Source organism: Clostridium autoethanogenum DSM 10061, from assembly GCF_001484725.1.
GTDB classification, from domain to species: domain Bacteria; phylum Bacillota; class Clostridia; order Clostridiales; family Clostridiaceae; genus Clostridium_B; species Clostridium_B ljungdahlii.
This window is the reverse complement of record NZ_CP012395.1, coordinates 3,317,209-3,334,890: the sequence shown is the minus strand read 5'-3', so window position 1 is coordinate 3,334,890 and position 17,682 is coordinate 3,317,209. Positions and strand designations below refer to the sequence as shown.

Below are 17,682 nucleotides of genomic sequence, written 5' to 3'. Positions count from 1 at the left end.
AACTTTACATTTTATAAACTGTACTAGGATTTTTAAGTTTTTTTAATGCTATCTCAGATTTTAAAAATACTATTTCCATATCATTTCTAACTATTTCTTCATATTCTTGAATAATTTTATCAGCTTCATCAAATTTGTTATTTTCAATTAGTGCTTTTATTGTACTTTTGACTTTTACCTTATCATCTTCAAAGTCATTATTTATGCCTAAAACATTTTCCTTCTCTTTATTTAATAAATAATCTATCAAATTTTTCATATATGGATATATATCAAGTGCCATCCTTAAATACTTAATATAGTTCTCATCGTCTATAGATTTATATTGCCATGCTTTTCTCATATATACAAAGAAACTTTCTTCTTCTGTCCTTGTTTCCGTCCAATACTCATTTTCAATTACAAAATTGCTATAGACTGATTCTATGTATTTTATACCTATTCCAATATAGCAATTATAAATATACTCCAGGTTATGCTTTTCCAGTTTGTCAAGTAAAATCAAATATCTGCAAAGTTCCTTATTTATTTTAACAGAATAGAAATCATCTTTGTATCCAAATTCCAAAATATATTTATAAACGCATTCACTAAAATCATCATATTTTTTTGTTAAAAATTCAAGAAACTCATTAATCTTTCCAAAACTAAGTTTTCCCAATTTTGTTGATATATCATCTTTGCCGTAAATCATATAATATATTAAATCTCCAAAGTAAAAGGGTTCACGGGATATGTCAATTTTTTCAAGAAATGCATTTATTAAATCTAAGTCTATATTTTTATCATTTTCATATGATAATCTAATTGTATTTAAAAGATTATATGATGTATTTCCTTGACTAAACATTTCTGTAAACTTATTTGTTTTCTCAAATACCATTTTTAACTTTTCTTTTTCTAAAGCAATATAAAGTTCTTTAATATCCTCATTTTTTTGTTTGATAAATAGTTCTTTCTCGTAATCTTTCATCAAATTATATTTTTTAGCAATAATGCATAATTTTACAATATTCTGAGGTATACTATGTTTATCATCGCTTATACTCAATAAATATTCTTTAGCGCTTCCATAATCTTTTAATCTCATATTTAATAAATACAAACTGTAATAAACCTCATTAACTCTACCAAGTGTATAATCTATAACACTTATATCTTTATCTGATGTATAATACTTTTTATATAGTTCCAGATATTTTTCAAGTGAAAATATAGCTTGCTTATTTTTCTTCAAAATCATAGAAGATATACCTAAGCAATAATACATATCTATAAGCCCATCATCATAATTCAAAGCTTCTTTTGCATATTTTTCCACTCTCAAATAATCTTGAATACTAAAATAAGAAAGACATAATTGAGTATAAACATACATATATTTTTTTATATCTTCATTTTTTTTCACAATGCAATCATATGCTTTTTGAATACAACGAACCGCTTTATTATATTCTTTATGCATTCCATAGCTTACTGAAAGTTGATTCAAATAGTAAACATTTTCTGGATTCTTTTTCAACTCATCCTTTAAAATGGTAGCTGTCCTCTTATATTTTCTTTCCATAAGTTCTTTGTCACTACTTATATATCCATAATGTTTACATTTAGTAGAAAGGATTTTTATAGGCTCCTTATACAATGGTTGATTATGAACAGCATTCACAAATTTAAAGTCATTATCCTTTTTAAACAACCTCAGTGCTGAAAATATACTATAATTTGTTTCATCATTTAAGTCAGATATATTTTTTATATATATTGCTGCCGAATCATAATTCTTATATTCTTGTGATTTAAAAAAATTAATTAAGCTTTCACATTCTTCAAGTATCTCATCTCCGTCAACATAGAAAAACCAATCCCCTATACAGTAGCTTAAAACAACATTTCTAATTTCAGAAAAGTTATTGTTCCACTTATGGAAATATACTTTATCCGTATATTTCTTTGCAATTTCAACAGTTTTATCCGTAGATCCAGTATCTACAATTATTAGTTCCGAATCCAAATTATTAATAACGGGAACTATTGCACTCAAACATTTATCCAGATACTTTTCTTCATTTTTTACCATCATACCTATACTTAGAAGCATTTTTAATTTCCTCCTAAAATAAAATTAATACTGCATAAAATCATTTAAGCATTGATTCTATGCACTGTCAATTTTTAAAAAGAGCCAGAGTAGTGCTCTGACTCTTTAAAATTACTTAAAACTATTTTAATAACTGAAGAACCTGCTGTGGCTGTTGATTAGCTTGAGCAAGCATAGCTTGTGCAGCTTGTGATAAAATATTGTTCTTTGAGTACTCTGACATTTCTGATGCCATATCAACATCTGTTATTCTTGCTTGAGCTGATGTCAAGTTTTCTGCTGAAGTTGATAAGTTATTTTCAGTATGTTCTAGTCTATTTTGTATTGCTCCTAATTTACCTCTTTCAGCAGCAACTGTACTTAATGCTTTATCAATAGTTGTAAGTGCTGCTGAAGCATCATCCTTATTCATAACATTTAATGCAGCTTCCTGCTTGATATCTGTTGTTCCATTTGTAACAGTATTTGTTGTTGTAAATCCTTTTTGCCCTGAGTCTCCTGTAATTCCAAGAGCTGATGCTCTCATATCATTTATATCTAATGACATGGATTGCCCTTCATTGGCACCTATCTGGAAAGTAGTACTAAAAACAGTTCCCTGAGCTCCAGGTCCAGTAACCTGTTCTACATTTGTTGGAGTTGTCATATCTGCTGCTGCATATCCTAAATGTGATGCTAATGGAGTACTAGTTCCATCAGTAAGTTTCAAATCCTTACCTGATTGAGAAACAAACTGTATTTTATTATCTTTCGAAAGAGAAGCTGTAACTTTATCACTTAAGCCTGCACTTTGAAGTGATGAATTAATATCCGTAACTAAATCCTGCATTGCAGCTTTTTGCACATTTTTATCTGTATTACTAGTATTATAAGTTTTTGATGAAACTCCAGGATTTAAAGTAACTGTAACATCACTATTAGAACCAACTGCTATCTTAAACGTAGAGTTTGCTACTATTGTAATATCACTTGAAGTATTTAAGGCAGTAGATCCTTGCAATCCAGCTTTTTCTATTAAAGTAGGATCACCCGTCTTGTCAATAGTAGTTGCTCCTGTTGCTAATGTTAAAGCTTTTGCTGCTGCTGTTCCTGCAGTAATTTTTATGTCACTTGAGCTACCGCTTGACTTATCAGTAAATGTTATATGAGTACCAGTTACTGTTACATCAACCAAATCGGATAGTTTAGTTCCTCCAGACGTTACATCTTTAAGTGCATTTGTAATACCAGTAACACCTGTTGCTGCTGCATTATTAGTTGTATTTATAGCTTTTGATATATCAAAAGTTTGTCCATCAACTGTAATTGTTGCTTTCATTCCAGCAGCTGTTGCTGCTCCTGCTGTGAAAGTAGCTGCTCCTGCAATTACAGCACTTGTTGCCTGAGTTATCTTCTGTCCATCAGTATCTCCAATACCACCATTCAATAATTTCTGTGTATTGAATTCAGTAGTATTACCTATTCTGTTGATTTCTGATGTTAACTGATTCATTTCATCCTGTATATTGGATCTGTCTTGATCAGTGTTAGTTCCATTTGCTGCCTGGTTGGCAAGTGTTCTCATTCTTTGAAGGATTGAAGTAGTTTCATTTAATGCACCTTCAGCAGTTTGAGTCATTGATACACCATCTTGTGCATTGGAATTAGCTTGGTTAAGACCATTAACCTGTGCCTTCATTTTCTCAGATATAGCTAATCCTGCTGCATCATCTGCTGCACTGTTTATTCTAAGACCTGAAGAAAGTTTTTGCATTGACTTACTTGCAGCATTAGTATTGCTGTTCATGTGTCTGATAGCATTATTTGCTTGTAAATTGTGATTAATTATCATAGTATTTCCCTCCCTGATTTTGAGTAGTACACTTCCTTGTGCACTAAATTTTTTATTTATAGTTAAACCCGAAGGCTTTACTAACAAAGTTAATCAAAAAGGAGTCAACCATCCCCGCTTCATCAGCATCCTGCTGAATTACGAGAACAATTGACTCCTCCTGAGTTTTTTATTAAATTGTTTATATTATAGATTTTTACAATTTCTAAAGTTTAAATATCAAATTAGGTTGATTTATTTAGCTTGTCTCAATTTCCGCTGTTCTTCCCAAACTTCACCTCTAGTGATTTCTACATCTCTAGGAGCATCTATAGCAAGCCTTAAATCACCTGCTTCACTTTTAATAACTTTTACCTTAATATTATCGCCAATTACAATGTACTCTCCGGGCTTCCTGCCTAATACTAACATTTTACTTCCCTCCTTGGTCAAATCTCTACAATGAAAATGCGACTAATACACCTATCAATTCTGCCTCCTGCAGAGTATAAATAGGTCTATTAGTCGTCCTGACTTTCACATTAATTTATTCGATAAAACTTTAAAGAACTTTATATCCAATTTCAATATTTTTTTCTTTGGATTCCTTATCCTTCTACTTAATTATTCGTTTTAAGTTAAATGGACTTTATATAAAAGTTAAAAATATATTTATAAAAAATATATTTTACTAAGTCTATTTCTTGCATGCTTATATTCACCATACATATTATAATACTCTACAGCCTTTTCTCTAAAACCAAGCATTTCATAAACAGATTTCTAGGCATCAGGTGGAGTTAAAACTCCATATGATGCCTAGAAATCGTTATCCAGGAACATAGCTACTCGCAACGTAAACTTAGAGAAAAGCAGATATCCCAAATCTTTGATTTGGTGACAGTCGCTTTCATAAAGTGCGGGGAGTACTAGAGCAGGTAGTCATTGCATAAATAACTTCTATTTTAACTATCATACATAAAGTTAATATGCTTCTTACCTCTGAGGCTGCTTTATTAATTTTTTCAACTCAGCAGTAATACTGCTCATACACTTATCCCTGTACTTATATATTTTTAAATTATACATTATCTTTTTAATCTGAGTAATATTTTCTGAATCAGTAACCATTATTTTAACTTCTTCATCTTCATTTAAAGTATCGACATACTTATACATTGCAATATCCATAATTGCTGATAGTTCTGGGCTCAGCTGTGTTTTTACTTCAATTTGATTAAATTTATCTACTGCTTTATTTACATTTATGTTTCTATCTCCAATTAAAAAACTATATAAATTACTTAAACAACTTATACCTTCCTTAATTAGATTACTTTTAATATTAATTTCTTTTAATATGTTTTTCATACTAATTTTAATATCAAATTGCTTTAAAGCTTCTGAATGATCTATTACTTCTTTAATTATACTTATTGAATCAGTATCATTTAAAATATCTTCAGATAACTTAATTCGTTCCTGTCTATTTTTTTCAATATCTATTTTAAATTTATTAAGACAATTAACTAATTGTTGAAATTCATCTGCATAGAGCTCACTGTAATTTGAAAATGCTGAAACTATAAAATTTACTCTATTATGATTTCCAAAATAATGTCTTAATATTTTATCTAAATCCTCTTCCTTTTTAAATAGACCAATAGAAACTTTATCACTGCTCAGTATGTTTTCTAAATTACCATAAAGTGCAGCAATTTTTACGATTTGAAAATCACTTTCAAGTACAAGAATATTATTATTGGGATATTTCTTATGTAATGCATCAATATGATACCCAATACCAAATCCAAAAACAATTATAACATCATTTACATATTTTAACTTAATTTCATCCACAAACTCATCTATATCCGATCCATCTTCTTTGCAAATAGCTTTCCACATGTTTTGATTGTAAATAAATGGTATTACATAATTATCAGATATTTTTTTTACTTTATGAGTAAGAGGATTTAAGTCCATATCCTTTATTTTAATATTTTGATATTTATTTAATAATTTAGCATTCTTTACAAAATTTTCTTCTTCAATTTTTAAATATTTTGATTCAAAGTCCATACTACACCTCTACTTTTAAAAATAGACTAATTAATCATTCTACGATCAATTATACTGTTGCTTCCAATCCACAGTTACCATGCTCATTTTAACAAATATATTAAGCCCTCTAAATTAAGTAAACCTTTATTTTTTAATTTTTTTAATGCTTCTACCATATAAACTTTAGAATGATCAACACTAATTGTGAATACAGATATTAAGTCTATAACTAGTTCAGGCGTAATTCCCTTCCTGTATGCTCCAATACCTGTTAAAAGCATTTTAATAATAGAATACTTAAGTACAAAGTTATAAACTTCTTCAACCACGTTACTTGAAATTGTTTCCCCAAATGGTATTACATTTTTAAAAGCATTATTTACCATGTAATTTTCTAATATATATCCATATTCATTTAAAAACGGTTTTAAATATTCATCATACGAATTTATATAATTTTTTTCAATTACTTCAAAAATAACATCCTTTGAATATGAGATCCCTGTTAAAAACTCGCTAACATACATCATATATTCTTTTTGATGTACAAAAGTAAAATTATATTGAATAATTTCATTTAAATCAGCTAACTGTACCTGAGATGGTACAACTATTGAATTAATTACATTATCTATTTCTCCATTATTAATTTTAGATACAGTATTTCGTAAAAGTTCCGGTATAGTATCAATATTTAAATTTTTTATTAGTTTTTCAAGTTCATGTACAAATATGGATAAAATTGTTAGTCTCTTATCTAAGGAATAATTTTTTAACTGTAGTACATCTATAATAAAATTTCTTATTTCATAAAAATATTTTAGTGCACCATTGAACTTCAGATTTTTATTAGTATGAACAATGCAATTGAAATCCCACCCATACTCATAAGTATCAATAAAGTCAAACTGCATAGTGTCTTTATTCAATAGCATTTTTCTTGCAGCTTCAGGGCAAGCTGTTGTAAGTGCACATTGAAGTACTCCATCTACATTTATAAACTCTCTTGGATACATACTACAAGTTCTACACAAATACTTAGAACCGATTTCTGATTGAATAGTACACAGCATGTTCTCAGACAAAAATGAGCATTTCCCTTTTTCATCCAAATGAATTTTAGCATAAAATAGATTCTCAAATTGCTTCTCTACATTTTGTCTATTTCTTTTAACGTATCTTTGAAACTTATCTTTCCATTCCCTGTTTACTATTTTTTTATATTTTAAAAAATGCTCTTTATCAACGTCCGTTTTCCATCCTTGAGCACAACAATTTCTTTCACACTGTGGACCAATACATTTAAATTGTGACATATAATATGGAATTAAAGCCTTATAAATAGTCATCCTATTCACCTCTAATCATAAATTGAACATTTACATATTTTAATTCAATTTCATCTACGAACTCATTTATATCCGATCCATCTTCTTTGCAAATAGCTTTCCACATATTTTGATTATATTGAATTAATAATTAATCTTGGAAAAATATCTTTATAACTTATTTTATATTCATTTTTCATTGTGCTATAAATATACTCATTTTTAAAATTCAAATATTCCGAAATTTTAAACGTACTATCGTATTCATTCATAATCTTATCAAATAAATTAATAAAATTTACTCCTATGTCATGATGGTCATTTTGAAATATGGAGCTATCAGATTTACTTGCACCAATTTCAATAATTTCATTCAACTTACAATTATCTATTGAACTGCAAAACTTTCTTTTTTCACTGATAGGCGTTAGATCATCATTAGTTCCATGAAAAGATATAATTTTACATTTATTATTTAATTGATTATATAAAACATCAAGTTTTAAAATATCTAAATCATAGAACAACTTAGATATAATATAGTTAATATCAAATTGTATTTTTATACTTTTCTCAATGTATTTATCATTAGATCTAAATATAGAATCATTATATTTTATAAACCAAGGCTGTCTTTTTTCTATATACTTTGGATATGTATATGCTGCTGTATCAATTATAAGTGAAAACAACTCCGGTGCAAAAGCATTACATAAATAGGATAAATAGGAGCCATGAGAATTACCATAAATTAATATTCTCTTAGTATTAAATTTAAGATCATTATCATAAATAATAGATATAACTGAAAGAACTGCTGTAATATTATCAATAGCCTGCATTAATCCCATATCACAGCAATATTCAGGCTTTTCATGAATTTTTAGTCTTCCGCTTAACGTTAGACTTTCCATAGGAGATTTCATTAATTCATCCATTAAATTATCAATTAACGGACTATTATAATTAACAAATTCATTATTAACGCTAATTTCCAATATATTTCTTTCAATAAAAAATGGCATGTTCTGCATAAATTCATATCCAAAATAATCACAAGACAAAACCACTAAATTATATTTATCTGAAAAATTATGTCTCATTTTTCTATATATGTTTGAATTAGAATTTGCACCAAATCCAGGGATTAGTAATAAAATTCCCGTATTTTTATTTATACCGCTATCTGGTTCCGAAAAATAAACCTTTAATTTTCTATCAACACTTTTATAAATACTGGGTTGAGCGTTTACATAAAAATCATAATCTTTTGCCATGATACTTACCTCTTATTCTATACAAATACAAATTCAATATTATCAGGTGTCTGTAATTCCCTTTTAGGTTCTCTAATTGGTTTCACTGCACTTAGTTCTACTGTCATTTCTATAACTACATTTCTAAAAGTGTTAACTTCATACATTATTTCATCTACTGTTTTACCTTCATATCTTTTTTTACTTACGATAAGATATATTTTTTCTACTTTCCAGTCCCCCTTGTATCCATAATCTTCTCTCCAATAATAGGGCTGCGAAAAATACCCATAAGAATGTAAAAAATACTGCCTTACATGGGTAGGATTTTCAAAGGCATCATCACTAGAACCATATGGACACTTAAATAAAGCCCTTGCTCCTGGTTTTGCAATTCTATGAAGCTCTTCCATCATAGGTAATGGTTTTGAAATATGTTCTATTACATGACTGCCAAAAAATTCATCTATAGTATTATCCTCAAAAGGAAGCGGCACCTCATCGCATGTATCAAGATTTGCTACCACATCTACTCCTTGTAAATCCATGTAATCCAAATGAATCCATCCGGGCATAGGATTTTTACCACAGCCAAGTTCTAATCTATTTGCACTATTTTTATCTAGTTTATAGATAAATGGTGTTTTCTTTTTTCGTTTCCTACCATCATTATAAACTCTATTTTCATCTGTAGCTAACCTGCTGTCTTTAAACAATTTTTTAGGTTTAATATTAACCAATTCATCATAAAAGAATGTTTTATTTTTATCAAATATACTTTCTATTTTATTATCAATAACTTCTGATTCAAGAAAACTCTTTAATTTTTCTACTCTTTTCAGCATTTCTCCAGCATTAAATTCATCTGCATCAAATGCCATATTTTCTAATTCAAAATAACTAAGGAAATCCTCAAACTCTTCATCTAGCTTAAATGTAATAAATGTTTTCTTAAATGAAGTACATAATATATTGGCCTCCATAGATAAATTTATAAAAAACAAAGACTCATTAATTAGTTCAACAAATTTTTCACTGCTTTCTATATTTCCAACATATTTAATGTTATCATTTTGAAATTGATATGCAAATTCTTCACATAGCTTATTGTTTATCAATATATCCTCATTGTTACTAAGTGAAAATATGTTTATTTTATATCCATTATTAATCAATATTTGAAGTGATATTTGAAGCTGTTCATACATCCACTCTAACTTATCTTTAGGAATATCATATTTTAAGTTTTGAATACTTACAGAAATTATTTTATCTGCAGCTTCAACAATGGGAGGATAATATAATTTTCTTATACCTAAAAGCATGTTATTAAAATTATTTTTTGTATCATTTAAGACTATTATTTTAGTCTCTTCTGTTTCTATACTTTTTATATTAAAGGTAGTTTTAAATCTATCTATATCTCCATTTTTAATAATAATTGCATCATAATCATTTAAATTTTCCAAATCATTTATTGATATACATTCTAGTACTGCGTTAAGTTTTGTATCCTGTAAATATTTATTTAGTAAATCATCATATAAATTATTGAATACTGCACTTCTATTATCTATACTTATATTTGCTATTTTTAGATAGTTCGCCATGTCTTTTACTTCCTCTCTAAAAATTATTAAGTAATTCTTTTGCTTCTATTTTTAATTTTTGATCAGTTACTTTTTTCTCCAGCCAAATTAAATATTGTTTTACTTCTTTAGGTTTATATTCTTTTTCTACAGCCTTTTGCATATATTCCATGCTCTTTTTATAATTCTTCATTTTAAAATAACATACTCCAGCACATTTACATGCCATACCATAATACATACCTGCATCCTTCAGCGAATCATTATAGTTATTTACAGCTTCAATATACTGTTTGCATTCAAACAATATATTTCCTATACTAGAAGATATATTTTCCTCAAAATTACTTTTTAATTCAATAAATTTTTTTAATTCAATAGAATTTCCTTTAACTAATACTATTTCTTTCAGCAATCTTAAATAATCACCTTTATCTTCTTTAATAAATTTTACATTTTTATTTCCTAAGTACCCTTCAATGATTCTTTTAAGAGATGGCTTTACATAATTTTTTATTTTTTCTATTAATTTAACATCTTTACTCAACAGTGCAGACAACACTGAAAACTGACTCCAGGTATAACTCCACTCATCAAAATAGCACTTAGAAAAATATTTATATGCTTCTTCGTAATTTTCGTTTGAGTATAAGGCAAACATTATTTTATTATCTTCTTTTTTAAATTTATTTAACCTTATGTTTTCGTAATAATAAAGCACTTTGCCCAATTTAACTTTTGCTGTTTGGTTAACTAAAAATTCAATGTCTTTTTCATTATTAATATCATAAATACTGTTAATAAATAAAATTATATCAGAATAATTTTCATTTTTTATTAATCCTAACAAACACTGAAATGCCCCATCAAAATATTTATTTTGCTCTAAGGACTTAACCTGATACTCAAGTGCATTGATGTTATCATTTTCAAGTTCATAAAGCCTTCCCATATTATAATAGGCATTATATATATTGGCCTCAAAATTATTATGTTCTATATCATTGTACTTTTCATTAAGTTCAAATGCTTTTTTATAAAGTTCAAGTGATTTATCATAACTTCCATAAACATGTTCTAAAGATGCCCAAAGCCTATAGAACTCAGGATAACTAGTTTTTTTTGCTATGGCTTCATCAATTACTTTTCTTACAGACTCATAAGGTGAATTTAACATCATCATTGAAGCTATGGTTATATAATATGGTTTTGTATTATATCCCCCATTTTCTTCACCACTATCAATATACATTTTCATATATTTTATTGCCAGTTCATAATTTTCAAGTGAAAAATAGCAGTCACCAAAATAGAAATAAGTTTCAGCTGTAGCTTTTCCTTCATCTACATCTTTTTGTAATAAAAATAAATTTCTTTCATATTTGCTTTTAAGGATTTCAGAAGAATAACCTGTATGATAAATAGTTATATCTTTTTTATCTGCAGTAAAGCAATCTATCTTTTTTCCATTATCATATACATTTTCATGAATCCTGCCCAGGTATCCCATAGATTCCTTATTTCTAAATATTCGCACCATATAATCTGTAACTTTAATATTTTTTACAGTGTCAATATTTATTCGAGGACAATATATTCCAACTATGTTTTTACTATTATCAATACTTTTAATAATCTTAAGTATATTTTTACTAGTATCTCCATAAAAATACTCATCTGCATCCAAAAATATTATCCAGTCACCTTTTGCTCTAGAAAGAGCTAAATTCCTCGGCTGAGAAAAGTCATCATTCCAAACATAATTATATATTTCAGCACCATATTCTTTTGCTATGCTAATTGTATTATCTATTGAGCCAGTATCTACGACAATTATTTGATCTACGACTTCTTTAAAGCTTTCAATACACTTTTTAATATTTTTTTCTTCATTCTTTGTTATTAAACATGCCGTGATTTTCATAATTTCAACCCCTCTTGAAGTTTTGATATTAATTTTTTACAGAATTAAATACTTTAACTTTCTAAAAAATTAATATTTTGTATTAAATAAGGGTGGAATACAAACTCCACCCTTATTAATAGTAATTAATTCACTTGTAACTAAATTAGGTTAACTGTTTATCTCAATAACTGAAGAACCTGCTGCGGCTGTTGGTTAGCTTGAGCAAGCATAGCCTGAGCAGCTTGAGATAAAATATTGTTCTTTGAGAATGCTGACATTTCTTTTGCCATATCAACATCTCTAATTCTTGACTCTGCTGATGTTAAGTTTTCTGAAGATGTACCAAGGTTTGCTATAGTGTGCTCTAATCTATTTTGGTAAGCACCAAGTTGTGATCTCTGAGCTGAAACTGCAGCTGTAGCATTATCTAATACTTTAAGGGCAGCTGTAGCAGTATCAGTTGTTGATACATCAAGGGATGCTTCTCTTAATGTAGCACTAGTTCCATCCGTAACAACATTTGTTGATGTAAATTTAGCACCTGCAACTCCTGCAACGGATGCACCAGCTGTACCAGCAATTCCAAGAGCATTTGATCTCATATCTGCTATAGATATTTCAAATGTCTGTCCCATATTTGCTCCTACTTGCATTGTAGTCTTGAAATTTTGCTGAATACTTCCATCTTGTACTTTTATTTGATTTCCTGCAACTCCTGGATCTGCAGCTGAAATAGTAACTTTTCCAGCACCACCACCTGTAGCAAGTGTAACACCTGAAAGCTTTGGTCCAGCCTGTGCAATTATTGCTTTAGAAATATCATCTGCCGTTGAAAGTCCTGCTAAATCAACACCAATTGCAGAACCAGTATAAGCACCTTTAGTACCATCATAGAATTCAACTTGTTGATTGTCAATTGTCATACCAGTTCCAATATAAGCTGAATAAGTACCACCTATAGTAATAGTAGCAGCCGCAGCTGTTCCTGTACTAGTTGTTCCTGTGTTTCCTGCAGCTGTTCCAGCAAGAGTCGTACCAGATTTTGCTGATGCTCCTATAATACCAGCTGCACCATCAAATGTTCCACCTGAAACTGCTGTAATAGTAACATTAGCACCATTACCTGTTACTGTATAGTTTCCTTTTAAAGCTGAATTATTATCAATCATATCTTGAAGTGCTGTTCTTATTCCAGTTGCTGCACCATTTACTGTTGCAGTTGATTCAAGATTAACAGTAGCTGCTGTTCCTGTTACATTATATACAGCCTGAGCTGCTTGTCCACCAGCATTTGATGCTGCAAAAGTAACTGTAAGTGCTTGTCCGTTAAGTGTAACAGTATAAGTATCTGCTGCTGTTGCTGTTGCTGTTATGGTATTAGTTTGAGTTGCTGCAGTCTTTGAAGGATCTACACCGCCAGTAAAATTACCAACTCCAGTAGTTAAGCCTGAACCAGCAACCTTAACAGAACCATCACCTTTCAAAAGTGACTGAGTATTGAATTCTGTAGTATTACCAATTCTGTTAATTTCTGATGTCAATTGATTCATTTCTGTCTGTATAGATTGTCTATCAACAGTAACGTTTGTACCATTTGCTGACTGGTTAGCAAGTTGTCTCATTCTTTGAAGAATTGAAGTTGTCTCATTTAAAGCACCTTCAGCTGTTTGAACCATTGATATAGCATCTTGTGAGTTAGAAGCTGCTTGATCAAGACCATTTATCTGGCCTCTCATTTTTTCAGATATTGCTAGTCCCGCTGCATCATCTGCTGCACTGTTGATTCTAAGACCTGATGAAAGTTTTTGCATTGATTTGCTTGCATTGTTTGAATTGATGTTCATGTTCCTTATGGCATTATTTGCTTGTAAGTTGTGATTAATTATCATAATAAATTCCTCCTTGAATTTTAACGGGCATCCTTGCCCTTTGTTTATTTATAGTTAAACCCGAAGGTTTACTAACTAATTAAAGTTCAAAGTTTAAATATCAAAGTTCAAATTAGGTTAATTTTCAGCTAATGCTGAAAATCTTCATTTTTTGTTATTTGTTCTTTGTACTTTGTTTTTTACTTTGCGCTTTGTTATTTATTTTATCGTTGTTATTTCTATTTACTTTACTACTTTTTTCGACTTTTTAATTGATTTTTTATTTATTTCTATAATTTAATTATATTTTCTTGCTAAATATATTTGTACCTATATGCTTATAGTAACCTTTCGTCGAAGCCTTCCTTTTAGATATATCATCAATTTTTTCTCTTAAGTCCTTTTTCTTTTCAAACATCATTTTTGATAATTTATTCTGAAAAGCAATTATTTCAAATTGTTTGACTGGACTGCCATACTGCTCTATTGTACAATGCATCTTTTCTAAATCATTTAATAATTTCTGTCTCTTATCAATTATACCTTCCAAAGCATCATAATCATCCTTCTGAAGTTTATCAATAAGCTCGCAAGTGACATCCCTCAAATTCTCCATAGCTTTTTTTAAATCCACTTCCATCATTTATTCTCCATTTTAATTTTTATATTAGTTTCCAAGCATAGAAGATAACTGTAACTGCTGAGAATTTAACCTATCCATAGCAGTTTCAAGCTTGGAGAATTGCTGATAATATTTTTCCTGATCTGTACTCATTTTACTTTTAATATCTTTTATCTTAAGCTGCTGTTCATATAATTGGTCTGGAAGTGTATTTTTTCCTCCAGTTCCTGTAAGAGTAAAATCGTACTGCTTATTTGCATAAGATGTCAGTACTGCACTATTAAATGTAGTGTTTACATAACCAACATTTTTTTGAAGTATCTTTGAAATTCTAGTAAAAATTCCATCTTCTTTATACTGTGTAAGGCTGCTGCCATATTCTGCAGTATTTGAAATAGCAGATATATTGGTAAACATTTTGGATATTTGATCACCTTTAGTTGCTATAGCCGTTTTTAATTGTTCTGGATCAACTATATCAATATGAGAAGGTGTAGTATAATCTTTAGATGTATCTATACCAAAATTATTACTGCCATAACGACCTAACGAAAGACCAACATTATTTACTGCCGTAGTAAATGCCGTAGACAAATCATTGAGCATAGTTTCAAGATTATCATCATTCCAAAGAATGCCAGCTTTAGCTTTAGTTTCCCAAGCTGTAATCTGCGAAGTAGTCATTTGAGCTTTTTGTGCATCTGTCAAAGGTTTATAGTCCTTGTTTGGCTTTTCAGTGAGTTTTTTTTGGATATCATCTACTATATCATTATATTTATCAATAAATGATTTAATTTTATCATATACCTTGCCCGTATCTGAACCAATATTTACTGATGCATTGCCCTCACTTGACAGCACATAGCTCACTCCATCTATAGTAAAATTATTAGTAGACTGTGCATTACCATTTGTATCATTTAAAGTAACAGGACTACCGCCTGGAACAGTAATAGTTACATCTGCATTTTGAGAATTTTGAATTACAACTTTTGCAGCATCTGTAACCTTATAGTTACTTGCACTTTCACTGGTAATTTCCCAATCTCCTTCAGTTACAGTAGTTGTCGTAGTTACACCATCTTTTGTAACAGTATTAGTAGTTGTTCCTGTTCCCTTATTTGAAACAACATCAGTGGAAAATCCAATTATACTAGAAAGTGAAGCTGTAGTTCCACTTTTTATCGTTAAAGTTGAAGATTTACCTGTACCAGATGAAGATAAAGCAAATTGTCCTGTAAGTTCGCTAAATTTCGCTTTCACACTACCTCCACTTTGATTATTTATTGCATTAACTAAATCTCCTACTGAAGCGTTTCCATCTGTATTATCTAAGGTAATATTTACATCGCTAGCACCTGTATTTACTGTTAAAGTAATAACTTTCTTTAAACTAGTCGCTTCTGTTCCCTCTGCAGTTGTACCTGTTATGTCAGTTAATTTTGTAGTAAGTTTTGTCCCCGCCGCTAACGTATTAGTTACTCCTGCACCTTTAGCTAATTGAGTAACTGATATTGAGTATTTTCCTGTCTGTGCTCCAACCATCGGATTAAAGGTTGCCACCGATGTATCTACTGTAGATGCTCCATTAGCATCACTTACAGTAAATGGTGCAAAATTTGATTGTGACAAAATATTTTTATCTGAAGTTCCTGAATCAAAAAAACTACTTTGCAAATCTTTTATATTTTTAATGATATCTTGATATGCCTCTTGCTTCCACTGGGTAGTCTGCTGATCCTGCTGTGCTTTATCAAGTTTTGTCTGTTCTCCTGCCATCATCTTTTTTACCACTGCATCTACATCAAGACCTGAAGATAAACCTGTTAATCTAATCATATTACCGCCGCCGGCACCAGTTGAACCTATCGGCATACTACTATCTGACATGCTTATCTCCTCCTTCTAATGCACCTTCATCCGTCTGTACCATGGAGATACCATCTTGAGCATTAAATGAGGTCTGATTTAATCTATTGATTTGTCCTCTCATTTTTTCTGATATTGCAAGACCTGTTACATATGATTTGCTAGCATTATTTGAGTTGATGTTCATGTTTCTTATAGCATTATTTGCCATAAGGTTGTGATTGATTATCATAAAAATTCCTCCTTGAATTTTAAATGGTCATCCTTGCCCACATTTTTATTTTGTTAGTAAACCCTAAGGTTTTATTAAACAAGATAAAGAACAAAGTTTAAATATGAAAGTTCAAATTAGGTGGATTTTCGGCTAATACCGAAAATCTTCATTTTTTGTTCTTTGAACCTTGTTATTTAATTTACACTTTGTTATTTGTTTTATGATTCTTATTTACTATATCGTGATTATCTTTTTTTACTTTATAAATTTTGATTACTTTTACTTTTTTATATAAATTTATTGATTATTATTTTAATATGTCGAAAGAAAGTAGATTTACTTTAACATGACTTGTGTAGAAAAATTTAAGACATAAAAAAACCCCTCCCTATTTGTTTTATTATTGTAAGTAATGAAACAAACAAAATAAAAAAGGATTGGCTGCTTTTTCTTAATTATTTCACTTATTGATTTCTAAAAGCCTTTTATTAACTGTCCAGATTATATTATATAACTAATTCCTCCTTGAATTTTAATGGGCATCCTGCCCGCATTTTTATTAATTAATAGTTAAAAATTAAGAATTAATAGTTATGGAAGATTTTATTCTGCTTCACTTCAGAAAATTTCCCTTAATTCTTACATATTAGCTATCTTATGGTAGTTAAATTTTCTTGCTAAAAATAGTGGCAAAGCCTTTTCCCATACCTCCATAGGCTGTACTAGCTCTTTTATTCTTAGTTATACTTCCCAACTTCTTTTTAATTACAATCATTTTCTGTTTCATAAGTGATTCTAATTCTTTCTCAAGTTCACTAATATGAAGTTCATCATATAATTCTTTAGCACAATCTTTATTCTCTTTCATAGAAGTTATTTTATTTAAAATTTCTTGCCTCATTTTCATTTCACTATCCAAAGAATCAAAATTGCCCTGCTTTACCGTATTTATAATATTAACAGTACAGTCCCTATACTCCTTCCATATTTTCTCTATAGATTCTTCCATATTAAAAATCCTCCTGGACTTTACTTTTAACAAAAGCCTATTTTTTTAC

General features: G+C 29.3%; 13 protein-coding genes. All 13 read right to left on the bottom strand.

Annotated elements, in window-relative coordinates; translation table 11 throughout:
• Positions 1 to 4: 4 nt before the first annotated feature.
• A complete protein-coding gene (locus CLAU_RS15000; RefSeq protein WP_023162988.1) occupies positions 5 to 2,098 on the bottom strand; it encodes a tetratricopeptide repeat-containing glycosyltransferase in 2,094 nt (697 codons plus the stop codon).
• A gap of 121 nt (positions 2,099 to 2,219) precedes the next feature.
• The gene (locus tag CLAU_RS21395; RefSeq protein ID WP_023162987.1) at positions 2,220 to 3,929 is read right to left on the bottom strand and encodes a flagellin N-terminal helical domain-containing protein; all 1,710 of its coding nucleotides are present in this window, start codon (positions 3,927 to 3,929) and stop codon (positions 2,220 to 2,222) included.
• Positions 3,930 to 4,163: 234 nt separating this feature from the next.
• Positions 4,164 to 4,340: a carbon storage regulator gene (locus tag CLAU_RS14990; protein ID WP_023162986.1), complete on the bottom strand. Its 177-nt coding sequence runs from the start codon at positions 4,338 to 4,340 to the stop codon at positions 4,164 to 4,166.
• 564 nt (positions 4,341 to 4,904) lie between these two features.
• Positions 4,905 to 5,990 (bottom strand): hypothetical protein, encoded by a 1,086-nt coding sequence (locus CLAU_RS14985; RefSeq protein WP_023162985.1) that lies wholly within the window; start codon positions 5,988 to 5,990, stop codon positions 4,905 to 4,907.
• A gap of 83 nt (positions 5,991 to 6,073) precedes the next feature.
• Complete coding sequence (fliB, locus tag CLAU_RS14980) at positions 6,074 to 7,321, bottom strand: flagellin lysine-N-methylase (RefSeq protein ID WP_023162984.1); 1,248 nt, start codon at positions 7,319 to 7,321, stop codon at positions 6,074 to 6,076.
• Positions 7,322 to 7,434: 113 nt separating this feature from the next.
• Entirely contained in the window at positions 7,435 to 8,577 is a 1,143-nt protein-coding gene (locus CLAU_RS14975; RefSeq protein ID WP_023162983.1) for a DUF2920 family protein, read from the bottom strand.
• A 17-nt stretch (positions 8,578 to 8,594) separates the two neighbouring features.
• The gene (locus CLAU_RS21225; RefSeq protein WP_023162982.1) at positions 8,595 to 10,166 is read right to left on the bottom strand and encodes a methyltransferase domain-containing protein; all 1,572 of its coding nucleotides are present in this window, start codon (positions 10,164 to 10,166) and stop codon (positions 8,595 to 8,597) included.
• A 16-nt stretch (positions 10,167 to 10,182) separates the two neighbouring features.
• On the bottom strand, positions 10,183 to 12,069 hold the full coding sequence (locus tag CLAU_RS14965; RefSeq protein ID WP_023162981.1) for a tetratricopeptide repeat-containing glycosyltransferase family 2 protein: 1,887 nt from the start codon (positions 12,067 to 12,069) through the stop codon (positions 10,183 to 10,185).
• Between the two features lie 158 nt (positions 12,070 to 12,227).
• Positions 12,228 to 13,940 carry a flagellin N-terminal helical domain-containing protein gene (locus CLAU_RS21390; RefSeq protein WP_013237628.1) on the bottom strand — a complete coding sequence of 571 codons (1,713 nt, stop codon included), beginning with the start codon at positions 13,938 to 13,940 and terminating at the stop codon, positions 12,228 to 12,230.
• Positions 13,941 to 14,220: 280 nt separating this feature from the next.
• A complete protein-coding gene (locus tag CLAU_RS14955) occupies positions 14,221 to 14,559 on the bottom strand; it encodes a hypothetical protein (RefSeq protein WP_023162980.1) in 339 nt (112 codons plus the stop codon).
• A gap of 27 nt (positions 14,560 to 14,586) precedes the next feature.
• On the bottom strand, positions 14,587 to 16,431 hold the full coding sequence (fliD, locus tag CLAU_RS14950; protein WP_023162979.1) for a flagellar filament capping protein FliD: 1,845 nt from the start codon (positions 16,429 to 16,431) through the stop codon (positions 14,587 to 14,589).
• A complete protein-coding gene (locus CLAU_RS14945) occupies positions 16,421 to 16,642 on the bottom strand; it encodes a flagellin N-terminal helical domain-containing protein (RefSeq protein ID WP_013237625.1) in 222 nt (73 codons plus the stop codon). Before CLAU_RS14945 ends, fliD begins: the two co-directional genes overlap by 11 nt.
• Before the next feature lie 646 nt (positions 16,643 to 17,288).
• Positions 17,289 to 17,633 (bottom strand): flagellar protein FliT, encoded by a 345-nt coding sequence (locus CLAU_RS14940; protein ID WP_023162978.1) that lies wholly within the window; start codon positions 17,631 to 17,633, stop codon positions 17,289 to 17,291.
• Positions 17,634 to 17,682: the final 49 nt, after the last annotated feature.